This window comes from Paraburkholderia strydomiana (genome assembly GCF_046030495.1).
In the GTDB taxonomy this organism is placed as follows: Bacteria; Pseudomonadota; Gammaproteobacteria; order Burkholderiales; family Burkholderiaceae; genus Paraburkholderia; species Paraburkholderia strydomiana_A.
In genome coordinates this window covers 80,077-95,098 of the sequence record NZ_JAQQCJ010000031.1, presented here as the reverse complement: position 1 = coordinate 95,098, position 15,022 = coordinate 80,077, and the positions used below count along the sequence as shown (strand labels likewise).

At 63.5% G+C, this 15,022-nt stretch carries 11 protein-coding genes and 3 pseudogenes; 2 read left to right on the top strand and 12 right to left on the bottom strand.

From position 1 onward, the window contains the following. Positions 1 to 312: 312 nt before the first annotated feature. Positions 313 to 426: pseudogene (locus PQQ53_RS30390) on the top strand (integrase); the annotation flags it as partial. 483 nt (positions 427 to 909) lie between these two features. Here the strand turns inward: PQQ53_RS30390 and PQQ53_RS30385 are convergent. Both PQQ53_RS30385 and PQQ53_RS30380 read right to left on the bottom strand, forming a co-directional pair. Further along, complete coding sequence (locus PQQ53_RS30385) at positions 910 to 1,134, bottom strand: helix-turn-helix transcriptional regulator (RefSeq protein WP_120290630.1); 225 nt, start codon at positions 1,132 to 1,134, stop codon at positions 910 to 912. 678 nt (positions 1,135 to 1,812) lie between these two features. Next, positions 1,813 to 3,068: pseudogene (locus PQQ53_RS30380) on the bottom strand (tyrosine-type recombinase/integrase). A 228-nt stretch (positions 3,069 to 3,296) separates the two neighbouring features. Here PQQ53_RS30380 and PQQ53_RS30375 point away from each other — a divergent pair. Then, positions 3,297 to 3,725, top strand: coding sequence for a hypothetical protein (locus tag PQQ53_RS30375; protein WP_408148019.1), 429 nt, complete (start codon positions 3,297 to 3,299; stop codon positions 3,723 to 3,725). A 96-nt stretch (positions 3,726 to 3,821) separates the two neighbouring features. Here PQQ53_RS30375 and PQQ53_RS30370 read toward each other — a convergent pair. The 10 genes and pseudogenes from PQQ53_RS30370 to PQQ53_RS30325 all read right to left on the bottom strand — a co-directional run bounded on the left by PQQ53_RS30370 (position 3,822) and on the right by PQQ53_RS30325 (position 15,018). Further along, positions 3,822 to 4,531, bottom strand: a pseudogene (locus PQQ53_RS30370) (DNA adenine methylase). 15 nt (positions 4,532 to 4,546) lie between these two features. Next, on the bottom strand, positions 4,547 to 5,596 hold the full coding sequence (locus tag PQQ53_RS30365; protein WP_408148017.1) for a relaxase/mobilization nuclease domain-containing protein: 1,050 nt from the start codon (positions 5,594 to 5,596) through the stop codon (positions 4,547 to 4,549). Between the two features lies 1 nt (position 5,597). Beyond that, complete coding sequence (locus tag PQQ53_RS30360; RefSeq protein ID WP_408148015.1) at positions 5,598 to 6,119, bottom strand: plasmid stabilization protein; 522 nt, start codon at positions 6,117 to 6,119, stop codon at positions 5,598 to 5,600. A 10-nt stretch (positions 6,120 to 6,129) separates the two neighbouring features. Further along, positions 6,130 to 7,680 (bottom strand): LPD7 domain-containing protein, encoded by a 1,551-nt coding sequence (locus PQQ53_RS30355; protein ID WP_408148013.1) that lies wholly within the window; start codon positions 7,678 to 7,680, stop codon positions 6,130 to 6,132. Between the two features lie 45 nt (positions 7,681 to 7,725). Further along, positions 7,726 to 9,651: a PriCT-2 domain-containing protein gene (locus tag PQQ53_RS30350; RefSeq protein WP_408148011.1), complete on the bottom strand. Its 1,926-nt coding sequence runs from the start codon at positions 9,649 to 9,651 to the stop codon at positions 7,726 to 7,728. Beyond that, positions 9,648 to 11,441 carry a type IV secretory system conjugative DNA transfer family protein gene (locus PQQ53_RS30345; RefSeq protein WP_408148009.1) on the bottom strand — a complete coding sequence of 598 codons (1,794 nt, stop codon included), beginning with the start codon at positions 11,439 to 11,441 and terminating at the stop codon, positions 9,648 to 9,650. Before PQQ53_RS30345 ends, PQQ53_RS30350 begins: the two co-directional genes overlap by 4 nt. Then, positions 11,438 to 11,839: a hypothetical protein gene (locus PQQ53_RS30340; protein WP_408148031.1), complete on the bottom strand. Its 402-nt coding sequence runs from the start codon at positions 11,837 to 11,839 to the stop codon at positions 11,438 to 11,440. The genes PQQ53_RS30345 and PQQ53_RS30340 overlap by 4 nt, the downstream gene beginning before the upstream one ends. A gap of 14 nt (positions 11,840 to 11,853) precedes the next feature. Then, a complete protein-coding gene (gene virB11, locus PQQ53_RS30335; protein ID WP_408328318.1) occupies positions 11,854 to 12,993 on the bottom strand; it encodes a P-type DNA transfer ATPase VirB11 in 1,140 nt (379 codons plus the stop codon). Next, positions 12,990 to 14,207 (bottom strand): type IV secretion system protein VirB10, encoded by a 1,218-nt coding sequence (gene virB10, locus PQQ53_RS30330; RefSeq protein ID WP_408328315.1) that lies wholly within the window; start codon positions 14,205 to 14,207, stop codon positions 12,990 to 12,992. The genes virB11 and virB10 overlap by 4 nt, the downstream gene beginning before the upstream one ends. Then, positions 14,200 to 15,018 carry a TrbG/VirB9 family P-type conjugative transfer protein gene (locus tag PQQ53_RS30325; RefSeq protein ID WP_408328324.1) on the bottom strand — a complete coding sequence of 273 codons (819 nt, stop codon included), beginning with the start codon at positions 15,016 to 15,018 and terminating at the stop codon, positions 14,200 to 14,202. Before PQQ53_RS30325 ends, virB10 begins: the two co-directional genes overlap by 8 nt. Between the last annotated feature and the right edge of the window lie 4 nt (positions 15,019 to 15,022).

The window sequence follows — 15,022 nt, the reverse complement described above, 5'->3', positions numbered from 1 at the left end:
AAACGTACTCGCCTACAATCTCACGCGAGTGCTGAGAATCCTGGGCTTCAAGAAGGCAATGAAGGCGATGCGGCTGGTGGGTGCGTGAGCACCCGCAGGTCCCGAAATAAAGCCCTTAGACTCGCCTGGAACGCATCAGAGAGGTTCACCTTCGTCGGCGTCGTGATAGCTGCGAAGGCAGTCAAACGCGCCGCTGGGGTCGGCGCCACGCGTCGCATTGTAATGCCATCGGGTTTCCACACAACCTGGGTCAAAGAGCGACCGCTGCGCAGCGCGCAAAATCGATCTCCCTTAGTTGAAGAGGATGTAGACATGGAAACGCTTAATTCTTCCAGCACCCGTCGGACGCCGTGAAACAAAGGAAGGATGACTGGCCAGAAGGCCCCGTTGAAGCTGCGCGAAATCTGGGCGATTCGAACGAGGCTTACTTCACCTCAAACTCGCGCCATTACGCCGATCCATGACACGTGCAAGGCACCTTGACCAAAACTTGACCACAGTAGGCACGAATTGCCGCGAATAGATCGAAAAGCGCAGCCAGTTAAAGTGGTGGCCACCGATGCAAGTCATTGATTTGACTGCGCTTTGCGTCGATACCTGATTACGGGAAGTAGGACTCTTAATCCGTTGTCGCCTACTCCTGCTTGAGATTGGAGGGTACTTGGCGGGCAGGTCCGACACAAGAAGAAACCCCGCAAGATTCATGTGGCAACCTTCCGGGCGCGGCCTCGGAACAGTATGGACTGCTACGGGAATTGCTCCTGCTGAAGGCGAATGGCGAATTAAAAAGGAAAACGAAGCATTCATTGCAGCAGTATGACCGAGCAACTCAAGCTTCCGCAAGTCCGCGTTCTGTCGCTCCGACGGCTTCTAATATCACGCAAACCGCCGCGACAGAACGGAACCAAGCTAGGTTGCTCCGCGCCCGCTGGCCTCAACGCGGTCTACAATCCATGCATCAACGTCGGTCTCTAGCCATGCAACCCTACCACCACCGATTTGTACTGGCCGTGGAAATTTACCTTCGGCCAGATACCGATAGACAGTACTTGTGCCCAGACCAACACGCAGACGCACCTCGCGAAGGCGAATCAAACGTTGCTTTGCCGGATTCTCAAGGAATTGATCAGCCATCGCCAGACTCCTTCTGAAAGCGTCCGACACGAACCGGACATATAGCAATCTAGACCGCAATTCGGAGCGTGACAAATACCCCGCCGAGAATGAAATTGCGCAAACTCAGAGTCGTGTCTCGCTGGCATCGTCCCCCCGGTTCCCAAGAGTTCCCATCTCATGCGGCGAAGAAGTGAAGCCTCGCTTTGACAAGCGGATACGAAGCCGAATCCTTCCGATTTTTATCAGGTAGCCAACCAGTGGGATGAGTTCACCTGTGTGAAATCCGTGCGATAGAGCGCCCAAAAACGAAGACGCTCCGCTGCCCCGACAGTCTCGCAAAATGATTGAGCCGCCACGAAGCCCTCGCCCGCTGACTCCGCGGGCGGGACATGTTCAGCCGATTCCCCTACGTACCCAGAACTTCCATCGCGTTCCCGATACTGGAGTGGCCTAAAAGTGGCACTATTCTGAAAGCCAAAGAAAAAGGCCTCACAAGCATTGCTTGTAAGGCCTTGATTTCTTTGGTCGGGGCGAGAGGATTTGAACCTCCTACCACCTGCACCCCATTCAATTATTCCACTTAGCAATACGCATCGAAAAGTCCCTTGCATGCATACCCGCTCCCGTCATCAATGCCCAATGAGCGATGGCAACCCACCCATCGAACGATCCTGATTTCTCAACGTACACCGACAGCTATGCAGCGAACGCTTGCGGTACAGCCGACGCCGTTGACGCAGTTTTCTCGTGCTCGTTGCCGCGGTACCTTCCCCAGTCCTCCATCATCAGCCGCCGACGCTCGAGCTGGTCGCGACGCCGGTAAGCCGCCACCGTCTGCGAAACGATGACGTGGGCGAGTGCCTCTTCGGCGAGCGAATCCGGGTATTCCGTGCATTCCGCCACCCAGTCGCGGAACGTCGACCGGAAACCATGCACGGTGATCCCGTGCCGTGACATGCGTTTCAGAAGAATCAGCATCGCCATGTTCGACAATGGACGGCCTTCCTTGCAACCCGGGAAGAGATATCCGTATTTCGCCTTGGGCAGCGCGCTGCGCACAATCTCCACGGCCCGCTCACAGAGCGGCACGCGAAGCGGCCGACCACTTTTCGTACGGTCGCCGGGAATTGACCAGACACGGCTGTCCAGATCGAATTCCTCTGGCCGCGCGAAGCGCACCTCGTTCGTGCGGGTTGCCGTGAGGATGAGCAGGTGCAGAACCCGTGCCGCGCGCCGGGGACGTTGCTCAAGTTGACGCACAAAACCGGGATATCTTCCCATGGAAGCGCCGGGTGGTGTCTTACCTGCGAGCGCTTCTTCGACCGCGGCAACACGAGTTGCAGATGGTCAACGTACCGTGCCGGGTTGCTGCCGGTGCGATGGCCCATCACAGTCTCGGCGTCGAGGATGGCCTTGATGCGGCCACGCACGCGACGCGCAGTCTCCGCCTTTTTCGTCCAGATCGGCTGGAGAATCCGTACGATCATCGCGGTGTCGATGTCGCGCACCCGGACTTCCCCGATCACCGGATATGCGTACCTGCTGAGTGTGTTGCGCCACTGCTGCACATGCTTGCGGCTTCGCCAATGAGGTTCTTGCACACGGATAAACGCTTCGGCCGTCTCACGGAATGTCAGGTTGGCATCCGACGAGGTATCGAGCAACTATCTACGCTGTTGCTCACGCCGCGCGAGGATGGGATCAGTCAACTCTCTGACCATGTCACGGTATTCGGCGGCGAGTTTGCGCGCCTCGCCAAGCGAGACGCGCGAAAGCGGTCCGAGACCCATCTCCCCCACACGCCCGCCAAGCTTGAACCGGAACACCCACGAACGCGCACCACTGTCCGCGATCTGCATGTAGAGGCCGCCGCCGTCAGAGTAATGGCCCGGGGCCACCTCCTTCGCGACCCGCAATGCGCTGAGGCTCCGCTGTCCTCGATGACAATGAATGATCCAGGGCGTTGGACCAGAACCTGATGGCGGCGGTTCGGCTTGATCGGGCGCTCTTGCGGTCGATGATCAGACAGGGCCATGGCGCTATTATTGTGTCGAGCTAATGCTACTTTGCATTCGTCAGTCAAACGTCTATATTTGGCAGATGAAACTTCGCTCAAGTGTCAGCCTCATGACCTGACCAGAGGGGTTTGACGAAGCATTCCATGCCCAAAGGAGCAGATCATGGGTTGGCTACAACTTGCGCTGATCGCAGCGGCTGTAATCGCGATAGCAAAGGGTATCCAGCTGTTCAACCGGGTTTGCCGGCGCCGCTTCGGCCATTCGCTCTTCACGCTGCGAAGCTTCTGGATCACGGCCATCGCAATTAACCTGATCTGGTGGGGACTTTACTTCTGGGCTAACGCAACACTCCATCACACGCCCCTGTCCGACGGACTCATTCTGCTTTCCCTTGGCCTCGCTGCAACAGCATGGCTGCTTTACGAGAACATTCGCGATACAGATCTGCTTTACGGCGTTGGAGGGTCGGCCCTTCTGTTTGCACTGTTCTTCCCGTTGGCCGTCGCCAGCTTTTCCCTGCTTGCAGTCGCGATGGTGGTCATGGTCATCGCATCACACAAGGCGGGACCTGCGTGGTTCGTCGATTCCTGAGAGCGTGCAACGCATATTCCCGTTTCGCTACGACTCAAGACACCGCACCGGTCCGGGTTTGCACGAGCATCAATTGCGCTCGGGGCCACTCCAAAATCAGAACAGTCCCACGGGGTCTTTTGCCCTGTCACAGCTGTAGATAATGAATTCGCTGCGCGGTGCAGTATTGCCCGTACCGCCAACGATGTACTGGATATCGACCAGCGTTCTAAAGCCATGCGCTCATACTGATCATATTCAAACGGCAAACCGTAGCCCTCTGCTTCCCAGTAAGGGGGGCGAGGTAGAAGAAAGTTCGGAGCCCGATCGTAGTGAGAGACGCAGTCGTACCAGTCCAGCTTTTTCGATATATGCCCCCGACAGCCTGAGATGGGCCGCCGACAACGTCTTCTCAATTCGCAGAAGCTTCAGCCCCGGTGGAGAGGTCGTCGCCGCGCCGAATGTCCGCCCTTCAACGCGGCCACCGAAGCAGTTCTGCTGCAGATAGTAGAAACGTGCTGCACGCTGGATGTCGGTGAGTGTGTGCACTGGTGTATCGCTCAGCCACCTGAACACCTCGCGACTAGTCAAGGCCCACTTGAATGCCTCACAGACTCCTCGATATGATGCTGCACCACAAGGTAAAGATTCACAAGGTCATCGTTCACGTCGTTCAGCAAGTCGACCTCAGCCGGTTGGCGCATGAAAAACAGCGCCGCCGCACCGGCAAACACCTCAATGTAGCAGCGGTGCGGAGGAAATCGCGGAATGAGCACGTCGGCGAGCCGCAGCTTGCCGCCTATCCACGGAATGATCGGCATCGGCATTGACAGTTCCTCTGGTCAGCGCTCCATCTGCACATCCGGATCGTCGGGAAACAGTTCCCGCTGGATCTCGCTCCGCTCTGCGCCACGTAATCCGCGCTCGTGCAAGGGGGCGCAACGACGCTCTACTTCATTCGAGTGGGTGCGACCCATGCCGGGCCGATCGCGCAGAATGGGCATCGTCTGCACGAAGTCCGTAACCATTGCTGCGAGGCTCCGGTCATCGGCACTCTGCGATCCGGCCATCGCATGAATCACGCCTTGCCATGCTTCGAGCGACCCAGCGTGGGCGTCCCACAAGGCTCGACGGGCCAGTTCATCCAGCTCCGATCTCCAGTAATGCGCTGTTTCGCCGCGCGCCGTCATATGCACAACAGCCTGTTTCGGATAGCGCCGGGTCTCGCCCCGAGCGAATCGCCTCGTCGCATTGGCCTCCACACCATGCTCGCGCAACTGCATTGCGAACCGCTCGCGCCAGCGTTGCAGGTCGCGCTTGCGCGGGTTGAGACGCTTCCCATCCGCTCCGCGTACCTGCACGCTCAGATGCACGTGCGGATGCGCCTCGTCATTGTGCGCGGCAAAAACATACCGTCTGCCGTCGCCGAGTTCCGCAGCCGCAAACGCGCGCGCGGCGTTGCGCACCGCCAGCCGATCCGTGCCCGGCGGCATCGAGAGCAGCACGTTGAACACCTCTCGCCTGCGGCTTTCTTCCGGGATACCCCAGCCACCGAGGTGCCACGCATCAGTCAGATCGTGCAGTGCCTCGCGGCCGAGCATGGTCATCCCGTCCTGATCCTCGAGTTCGACCTTGCCATTACGCGAGATGTAGCGCAGATGACGGCGCACCGCGCCCATGCCCTGCGCGCCCGACTCCTTGTTCGTGATCTTGACCATCACCTCGGGGGTGCGCCTGAGCGTGCGGGCAAGCTGCTCGCGCATGCGTCGTACATCGCGTTGAAGCTCCCCGCGTGACATGCGTGGCGCACGCACGTGCCGCAGCGGATCATGAAAAAGCCGGTCCCCCCAGTTCAGCAGCATCTGGTCGACGTATGTCTTCGGGAACGACATGCTAGCGGCTCCAGCGATCGAGGTTGGCGCGCAGCACCTGTGTAACTGTGCGCAGGTGTGTATCAATCACGGCACGCGTGTCCTCAAGCACGTGCGCCGCGTCGCGGGCACCGCCGCTTGCCTGCGCCCGACCGAGCAACGTCACAATCATGGCCAGATGCTGGTTCGAGTGCGCAAGCAGTCGCATCTCGCGCTCGCCCAGTTGCGGCTCATGCACGAGCTGCGCGCGGATCACCGCAACTATCCAGCGATTGACATTCATTCCACCAGTCACTGCACGTCGTCTGGCCACTTCGAGTTCCTCCTGGGTGAGACGGATTTCGATGCGTTCGCGATGCCCGTCGACCTGCAGGCGACGATGTTCAGGCCCAGGCACCCCGTCTGGCGACTCGTCCTGGCTCAGCACACCGTGGACCAGGTGCCGGACGCCATCGGCCGCCGTTACACCGTGAAGGGCACACCATACCTCCCAGCGTGATTTCGCTCGCCCGAGATCCACACACAGTCGCGCACGCGTGGCCATGCCTGTGCTCCTACAGCGACGGAGGTGCGGGTTCGGATGGTCCGCGTTCGACCTCCCGGGTCGGTACGCGCTCCGCAGCCGTGCGGGTGCGGCGACTGCGCGTAGAGGGCGCCTCCGGATCAAACACGCGGGGTCGCGGAACGGCGACGCCCTCGGACTCGAAGGCGGTCAGCAGCCGCTGCGCACGTTGCTGCACGCGCGCAATCGATCGCTCGCTGAAACCCTGCTGCCGCATCGCAGCGGTCAGCACCGCCATCTGCACGGCACGCTCCGCGGGCGACATGGCCGAAGGCTCACGTCGGCGGGCGGCCTGTGCCTGCTCCGGGGTTTCCGGCGCGGCAGTCTCACTCCTTCCCGCGTCGTCCTTTCTGCCGCGAGCCTCGGGATCCAGTTGCGTCCGCTCCTGACCCACGACATCGACCTGCCACGTATTGCGATAGACCTCTTTTTCCTCTTCGCCGATCACATTTCCCGTCGCGTCGAGAACCGGGACCGCCACTGTCACGAGACGCCGGCCGAGGTTTTCGAGCACGACCTGGTGTCCGGCGAGCGCGCCGGAGTCCGCCACGGCCCGTCTCAGATCCACACCCCACACGACATGGTCCGCGCCACCCGTATCGCGATAGACGACGTAATACGAGTCGCTACGTGCAGGATTGTGCTGATAGGGCGCACCGCCGTGCTCGACCAGTTCGCCCATATAGCGCTGCCGCTCCGGCCCCTCGGACTCGGCAACGCGCGACCCCGTTTCGGAGGTGGGAGTGGTTCGGGACGGCTCCACGGGCGCGGGCGGAGCCGACGCACGAGCCTCTGGCTGTCTGGGAGCATCGCGCCTTGCTGGTTGCGCCGCCTGTGATTCCATGGGGCCAGGCGCCGCATCGGGCGCTTCCGGTCGATTCGCAGGAACTGGCGCGGCCGGAGGCGTTTGAGTCACGTCGATGCGATTCGTCATCCGGTCACGACGGGCTTCGCTCAGACGCGCCACGTCGACTGCCTTCGGCTCGTATCCGCTCACCTCGATGCCGATCAGCGTGGCCTGAACCCACACCTCGCGGCGGAACTGCTCGTGACCCGATACACGGATACGTCCCCATGCCTTCGCACGGGCCATGTCCACCATCGACTCGACCACATCGGGGCGGTTGTGCTCCGTCACGAGGTAAGGACCGATATCCTCGAACGCGAGCCGATGCGGCGCGTCTTTGAGGAAATACTGGTTACCCGCCCGCAGGTAGCGCTTTCGCACCATCTCCGGCGGATTGCCAAGCGGCGCCCATCGCATGGTGGATGTGTCACTGCTACGATGGAGCGCCTCCTGCTGCGGTGCCCGTTGCTGTTCTGCAGCCTGCGACGGCGCGCCCGCCTGGACGGCCTGATCGCGCAGCCGCGCCCGCGCTGCATCGAACTCGCGGCGCCGGCGTGCGGCCAGTGCGTCGGCCGCGGTCTGATCGACGCGCTGCGCGCCCTGCGGATTCGGGCCAGGCGGCGGGTCCGGCTCAATCACGTTGATGACCGGTTCGTCTGCACGTGGGCCGGAAGAAGTTGCGGTTTCATCCATCATGGATCTCCCTCTGATCTCTGCGCTGACGGGCAGAGCGTCGCCCGCTCAGCGTTGCTGCCCCAGTCCCTGTTCCTGCTCGCGGCCGGCGTGCTCCTTCGACTGGGCGAGTGCCGCCGCCCGTGCCTCCCTCACCCGCGTCCACGACGTGGCCTGCAGCTGGTCAAGCGTTGCGTCGAGGTCGTTACCGAAACCCACCTCGCGGGCGGACTTCTTCAGCGATGCCACCGTGCGCTCGAGCAGGTCGCGCGCACGGTCCCACGGATACACTTTCGCCCGTGCGCCGTCGTAGCCGACCTGCACCTCTGCGCCATTGAGACGCTGGTTCTCGTCCATCCACCGCAGGCGGTCCGAGACAAACTCCATGTTCGACTTCACGTGGAATACAACGCTGCGGATGGACACCTCCTGGATCAGGTAGTGCTCAGTGTTGAATACCTCGCCGCGGTACGGGCCACCGTTCTCGCGGGGCGCCGCCATGCGGGTTTGCGCGCCGAAGCGGTGCTGTGCGAGTGCCCTGATCTCGCCCGGTACCTCGTCGAGTCCGTACAGTGGTTCGCCTACCTGACGGCGCGCCGGCGCTACCACACCGCGCTCCGGCGCGGGAGCAGGCTTCGGCGCATCGGCTTCCCGCCGGTCCGGTTCCGGCGGCTGCGACTGTGCCTGCGCAGTTGCCGGTTCCGGTGCAGGTACGGTGCTTTCCTGCTGCGTCGGTTCCGGCGCGTCCTGATGGCCGGTCCGACGACGCGAAGTACGGCGCCTACCCGACACCTCTCCATCACCCACGAGTTTCTCTTTCACATTGCCCATTGCATGGTCCTCCTTCAGTGCATGGTCCTGCTTCAGTGCGTCGTCCGATCCCTGTGCAATCATGGCCTGTCCGTCGGCTTCTCCACCCGCTACATCTCGCTCCGGTGCTCCGTACAGCGACTCCCGTAAAAGCTCACCAACGACATCCGGCCCGGACAGCACCACCATGTCATCGAAATCAGTCGGCACGTCACCGGCAATCCGTGCCTGCGGCGCGAAGCGTGGCTCGGCCAGCAGCGATGACGTGCCGAGCGCGGCCTGCCTCGCCTGCTCATATCCGGCACCGAGATCGGCGAGCACGAGCATCTCCGCTTCCGGGTACCGGCCGCGCCACATCGCCGCCACCGGCCGAAGGTTGCCGCTCGACAGTGCCGCGACGCTGAACCAGCCGGTCGCCTGCCACACTGCCAGTGCCGTTGCGACGCCCTCGGCAATCAGGATCGGTGTCACAGCACCGTCGCAGAACTGGCCCGGTTCCACCACCCAGTAGCCGCCCGACTTCGCACCGCCCGCGAGAGCCGACTTGCGTCCTTCGGCATCGATCAGTTCCAGCGTCGAAAGGGTCTCGCCGATGCGGACCGGCACCACCAGCACGCGGCCCGTGAGCGGCTCCTCGGCACTGCGCGGCGCGTATCCGAGCAGCGCATGCAGTTCTTCGGCCTCCAGCTCACGCAGTGTCGGGACTGCCCTCACCTGCTTGCGTTCGAGATACGGATGTCCGGGGCCCACCGGCCGGGCCCACTTCCAGATCGCCAGCGAGTCCTGCGCGGCGGCCGCCTGCCGCGCGCGCACGCGAGCCTCAATCTGGGCATCGTGCCGCGCCCTATCCACGGACGGACGGACTGGCAGCATGCGCGACCTGTCTGCGGGATCCATCGCCGCGCGCGAGGCCCGCACATCGAAACCGTGCTGCTGTGCGAGCCAGAAGAGAGAGGCAAGCGTCTTGCCGCCCGACTCGCCGGCCGAACGCCAGGTCACCCGCGCCGCACGCTCGCTGTAGTTGTGGGCGGTGCGGCTCCACTCGTCCCAGATGTCGAAGCCGGCCTCGCCAAAACCCTGCTTGAGGGCGAACGCCATATCGACCCATGTCGCGTAGTCCTCGGCCGGGATCGTGGCCAGCGCCGCACGCGCTCGCTCTTCTTCACTCAGATACCGCGCATTCATCGGCGTTCTCCATGGCGCGGCACGACGTTCGAGCCGTCAGCCGTGCGCGATGCGGCTCGCCCACGTTGCGTACGCGGTACGCCGGAGGCGCGCCTGGCCTTGCGCCCCGGCGCGCCTTCCGTGGGGCGCAGCTCCGCGACGTCGAGATCAGACGGCGACAGCCGCCGTGCAGCCACCGCAACGCGCCCAACTGGCACGCCCAGCAGCATGAAGTGCCGCTCGACGTAGGCAACCGCCTCTTCGTCGCTCACGTCGTTGAGATGCCGTGGCAGATCGCGTGGATCCCAGGCCTGCAGCACTTCCAGATACTCCGGGGAGATGTGCATCACACCGGCTTCGTCCACGTCGTCCAGTTGCACATCCCTTACCCGCCGCTCGACCTGGGCGACGAAACGCACGAGATCCATCGCTGGAATCGCTGGCGCAGCCACCAGGCGCGACGTGAAAACAGGATCGCGCCAATAGCAGATCCGGTCAGCGAGGATCGGCTTGGTGTTTTCGAGCAGGATGATTTCCCTGTCCCGCCCGAGCTCCTTGAGTTCCTGCGGCAGCAGCAGCGGACGGCGCTGCTCGGAAAAACTCTCGCTTGACCCGCCTCGGCCGCCGAAGATCGCGTTCGACCGGCTCACACTGCGCGAGCGGTCCGTGAAGGTACCGAGCATCTCCGAGTATTCGTTCGCGTCCTTCTGCTCACGCGGCGCGTAGATGATCTGCATCGCGTGATTGGTAACGAACGTCCTGGCATCCGCCCGGCCATAGACCGACTCGAGCTGGGAGACCGACTGCACGATCGAGAGCAGGCGCAGGTTGTAACCCGCCATGTAGGCGACGGCCCGGGCGATGATGTGGATCTTGCCGACCGATGTGAATTCGTCCATCAGCAGCAGGCACTGGACCTTCAGCTGCGGATTGTCCTGGGGCAGCTGCCGAGTATTCAGGTTGACGAGTTGCGAGAACACGAGGTTGACGAGGAGCGCCGCCTCGCTCAGGTGGTCCGGCGTGATCCCGACGTAGACCGACATGCGCCGTTTGCGCACGTCGCGCAGGTCGAAGTCATTGGCACTCGTCGCGGCATCAACGATCGGATTGGCCCAGATCGTCAACGGCGCATTGAAGGTCGCGAGGATGCTCGCGAGTACCTTGTCGTCATTCGCGAGAAAGCGGTTGAGCGCATCGACGCACGCGCCACTGAGCAACCGCCGGTTCTGCAGCAGCGCCTGCTGCAGGTATGCCTTGACCGGCATGCCGTTGCCCGATGACTGCCGCAGTACTTCTCCCATCGTCACCGGGCTGTCGGGCACATCAATGTTGCCGGCGCGGCGCGCATCACGCCACTCGCACAGCAGCAGCACGATGCCGAGAAAGAGATTGCGTGCCTGGTCCTTCCAGAAGTCGTCGTGACCGCCGACGGGATACAACGCGTAGCCGATCGAAAGGATGTCGCCAACGCGGAATACGCCATCCGAGATCGCCGATAGCGGGTTATACCGGTGCGTACGACCGTCCTCCGCAAACGGACTGAACAGGTACACGTCGTGCCCGTTTGCACGACGGTAGCCCGCGGTGAGATTGAAGTTCTCCTGCTTGATATCGAGCACAACCACCGAGTCCGGATAGCTGAGCAGGTTAGGCACCACGATGCCCACGCCCTTGCCCGAACGGGCCGGTGCCGCCAGCAGCACAAACTGCTGCCCGCTGAACCGCAAATAGCGGCCACGCCAGACGCCCACGACCAGGGGAGGCCCACCGTGTCCGCCTGAATATTCGCCTGAAGTCGCCATCGTGCTCATAGCAGGCCTGCCCGGCGGATGTCCGCCTCATTTGCGAACCGCGCGCTGCCGTAGAGGCGCCGGCGACCGGACTGTTCCAGAAGCGTGTACACGCCGAGCGCGGGCGCGCCAAACGCCAGCAGCACGCCTAACAGCGCGGCGCCGGCGAGCCGCCGCCCCTGCTTCGGCAGACGTCCGTCATGCCAGGCCAGCGCGGCATCCGGCCACGCATGAAACCCGGCATGAAGCGGGTTGCCGTGCTGGCTCGCGACGAAGAAAAGCGAAGCCAGCCAGAGGGCAAGCGTCAGCCCGGCTGCCGCCGCGGCAAAGACCGCAAGCGTGACCAGTGCAAGCATCGCGTGGTACCCGATCCCCCTGATGGCTGACCGTCCCGTTCCAGTTGCCTTTCCGATGTCCATGGCCTGTTCCCCTTTCACCAGGAATCCGCGCGATAGTCCGCCTCATGGCGACGCAGCGGATCGAACCAGACCTCCGTCATCGACCAGCGCCGGCCGATCTGCGCGCCAGATTCATCGAAGAGCGCGGTGGTCTCCATGTGCGCTACCACGTCGATCGTCATGAAGAGCAGCCGGCGCAGTGCCGCGTCGTCCCATGTGGCGGCTTCGGGGTGTTCCTTCGCCATCAGCGCGAACCGCTCGATGGCAACCGATGCGCTCGACGCGTGATAGCTCGTGATCGAACCGGAGTGCCCTGTCGTCAGCAGCTTCAGGAAGTCGTACGCTTCACTGCCCCGCAATTCGGCGAGCAGCACACGGTCAGGGCGCATGCGCATCGTGCTTGCAATCAGATCCGCAGGCGTCACCCGCGCCTGGCCGTGCCCTCCCTTGCTGTAGATCAGGTGGACGCAGTTCTCGATGTGACGGATGAAGAGCTCGCGCACATCCTCGATCGTCACGATGCGTTCGGTGGCCGGGATGTACCGGCACAGCGTCTTCATGAAACTCGTCTTGCCCGAGCCGGTGCTGCCCACGATCACGAGGTTCACCCGGCCGCGCACCGCCAGATCGAAGAACGCCGGAAACTCGCGCGCCCGGAGGCACCTGACGAGTTCACGATCCCGGGAGCGCAGTGCGGGCATCGCCTCATCAAGTCCAGCCGGACAGTGCCACGTAGTCATCGCGAACAGGCCCTCAGTTTCGTAGGCGTCGAGCGTCTTCTCGCGCGAAGACGGACGGCGGATCGTTACCGACACAGTTCGCGGAGGCCCCACCGGCGGGATCACGATCTGGACACGCGCATCACCGGGCAGCAGCGCGGAGAGCACCGGATGCAGCGCCGAGACCTCCTGGTTCGTGAGCGTGGCGATCGCCACCGCGAATGACATCAGGCGCTCGAAGTCGAGGTCCGCACAGTCATGAGCCTGCCATCCGAGATGGGTTTCGGTCAGCACCCGCTGCGGCCGGTTGATCACCAGCTCCGTGAGAGCCGGGTCTTCGAGCAGTGCCGCGAGCGGGCGCATCAGCTCGCGCACCGAAGCATCCTCTGCCAGCCTCGGCAGCAGACCGTCGGCCAGTACCGGCGCTTCGCTCAGGATATGGACCGACGCGTTCATCGCGTACCCCCCGGCTCCAGCGCGTAGACCGGACTGAAGTCCAGATCCCGGGCGACGATAATCGTGACCTCGGCCCCCTGGTTCTGCGTCAGTGTGGGCGGAATGTTGATCGTGCTGTCGAGCACGCGCGAGGCCATGTCATTGCCCTGCTGCTGTGTGTTCTCGAACACGACCGAGCCGTTGCTGTTGCCGCCACGCGTCGCGAGATAGCCGATCGCATCCTGCGTCATGCCGAGCAACATGGCCGCGCCGATACGCTCGCCCCAGTGGTTGTTCACGTAGCCGCTCACGCCGATGCGTCCTAGCGCGTCCGCCGCAGGAGAATCGATCTCGACCGTGACCCCTTCGGGCGTCCTGATACGCGCCGACAGGATGAACACCCGCTTCTGTCCGGGCGCCAGGTTCGAGCGGTATTCGCTGTTGATCTGCGAGCCGCGCTCGATCAGCACCACATGGCCGTCATCCGAATAGACGTTCTTGGTCACCGTGCAGGTCGAGATACCCGCCTGGGTCGAATCAAATGCCGTATCACCGGCGCAGTCGATCTTGGCGCCTTCGGCAAGAATCAGGCTGCGGTTGCCGAGAAAGCCCGCGCGCACTTTGGGCGTGACCGTCGGCGTCAAAGGCTGGGCGAGTGGACTGCTGCCCTGGGACAGGCCGCCGGCCACGGGCATCACGTTTGGCTGCGTGCCGCCCGAGGCACCGGGTGCTGACGCAGCCGAATCGGCCCCTCCGTTGGCCGGGCCACTGGATCCGCTCGCGAGCAGTGGCGCGTCGTAGTAGCTGCGCGCGGATACGGAACGTACCGGCGCCTCGCGGGGCGCCACGGCAGCGGGTGCCGACGCACCCGTGCCCACTGCCCCTGGCCCACTCGCCACTGCGGCGGCCGCTGACCCCGGTGCGCTGCCTTCCGCGAATACCCGCCCCTGGGCCGGCTGGTCCTGGACGGCATCCCGCCTCGCCTTCTCCGCCGCATCGTGCCGCGCGAGGAAGCCGTGGATCGTCCAGACCGCTCCGCCCATCACGAGGACGACAACAAGTAGTGGCGCGAGCCACCAGGCACGGGGGCGACCGCCCTGCTGTCCAAGCTCCGGCATGCCGCGATCGGCCGGCTGTGCGCCAAGGTCACCGTTTATGGTACCGGTGACCTTTGCCGGGTCACTCCCGGGCATCACTCCGGGCGCAATCACATTGCGCGGCGTTTCCTCATTCATGGCCGTCGCTCCGCAGGACACGCTTCACACCGCTCACCGTCGTGCCGTCCACCGGTGGCACCCCGTCCACATCGAACGCGTCGTTCCACAGACCGACGACCTCGTCGCCCAGACGCAGCACGAGACGCCGGGCCACCTCGTGCACGACGATCACGTCGTCCTCCATGTGCCGGTCAACGACGCTCTCGCTGCCGTCGTCTGCCACCCGGAAGATCGCCGGGATGCGGCGGTTGTCCGGAATGCGGATGTAGGTGAAGCGCCCGTCGTCCCACGCCGCGGTCGGCGCGATATCCTCCGAGTGCGGCATCACCTGCATCGAGTAAGCGGTGTTACGCACCACCGGCGGCTGGGCGAGGCGCTCGCGCACGAGCGCCGCACCGTCTGCAGCCTTCGTCTTCTCAGCCTCAGCGTCCGGATACACGAACGTGATGCGGTACATCTCCTCGTCGTTGCCGAAACGGGCCCTGAGCGGCAGCACAACCAGGTCGAAGCTGTAGCTGTGCCGGTCCGTGCGGATTTCGAGATTCGTGTCGTGTGCGGCGAGTTGCGGCTTGAGGTAGACATCGTGGTCGCCACGGTTTGCGACTACCTGCCACCCATCCCGGTCGCCTGGGGCCACAACGAGAATGCGCTCGGCCGGATCGAGTGCGATGTGCGTGGCGAACCCACGTTGCGCGATGACCCGCACCACCTCGTCCTGCCGGTACACGACCTGTCGCACGCGCGAGTCGCCAGACCAGCCCGGCACATCGTAGGCGCGGGCACCGGGGGAGCCAGCACCCAGCGCTGCCGCCAGTGCGGCCGCTCTCATCAAC

What these genes read in the sequence shown, in the direction of transcription:
- PQQ53_RS30340 (WP_408148031.1), bottom strand. Translation starts at nt 11,839, where the DNA reads ATGGACATCGGAAAGGCAACTGGAACGGGACGGTCAGCCATCAGGGGG.
- PQQ53_RS30345 (WP_408148009.1), bottom strand. Translation starts at nt 11,441, where the DNA reads ATGAGCACGATGGCGACTTCAGGCGAATATTCAGGCGGACACGGTGGG.
- PQQ53_RS30365 (WP_408148017.1), bottom strand. Translation starts at nt 5,596, where the DNA reads ATGTCGTTCCCGAAGACATACGTCGACCAGATGCTGCTGAACTGGGGG.
- virB11 (WP_408328318.1), bottom strand. Translation starts at nt 12,993, where the DNA reads ATGAACGCGTCGGTCCATATCCTGAGCGAAGCGCCGGTACTGGCCGAC.
- PQQ53_RS30375 (WP_408148019.1), top strand. Translation starts at nt 3,297, where the DNA reads ATGGGTTGGCTACAACTTGCGCTGATCGCAGCGGCTGTAATCGCGATA.
- PQQ53_RS30360 (WP_408148015.1), bottom strand. Translation starts at nt 6,119, where the DNA reads ATGGCCACGCGTGCGCGACTGTGTGTGGATCTCGGGCGAGCGAAATCA.
- PQQ53_RS30350 (WP_408148011.1), bottom strand. Translation starts at nt 9,651, where the DNA reads ATGAATGCGCGGTATCTGAGTGAAGAAGAGCGAGCGCGTGCGGCGCTG.
- PQQ53_RS30355 (WP_408148013.1), bottom strand. Translation starts at nt 7,680, where the DNA reads ATGATGGATGAAACCGCAACTTCTTCCGGCCCACGTGCAGACGAACCG.
- PQQ53_RS30325 (WP_408328324.1), bottom strand. Translation starts at nt 15,018, where the DNA reads ATGAGAGCGGCCGCACTGGCGGCAGCGCTGGGTGCTGGCTCCCCCGGT.
- virB10 (WP_408328315.1), bottom strand. Translation starts at nt 14,207, where the DNA reads ATGAATGAGGAAACGCCGCGCAATGTGATTGCGCCCGGAGTGATGCCC.
- PQQ53_RS30385 (WP_120290630.1), bottom strand. Translation starts at nt 1,134, where the DNA reads ATGGCTGATCAATTCCTTGAGAATCCGGCAAAGCAACGTTTGATTCGC.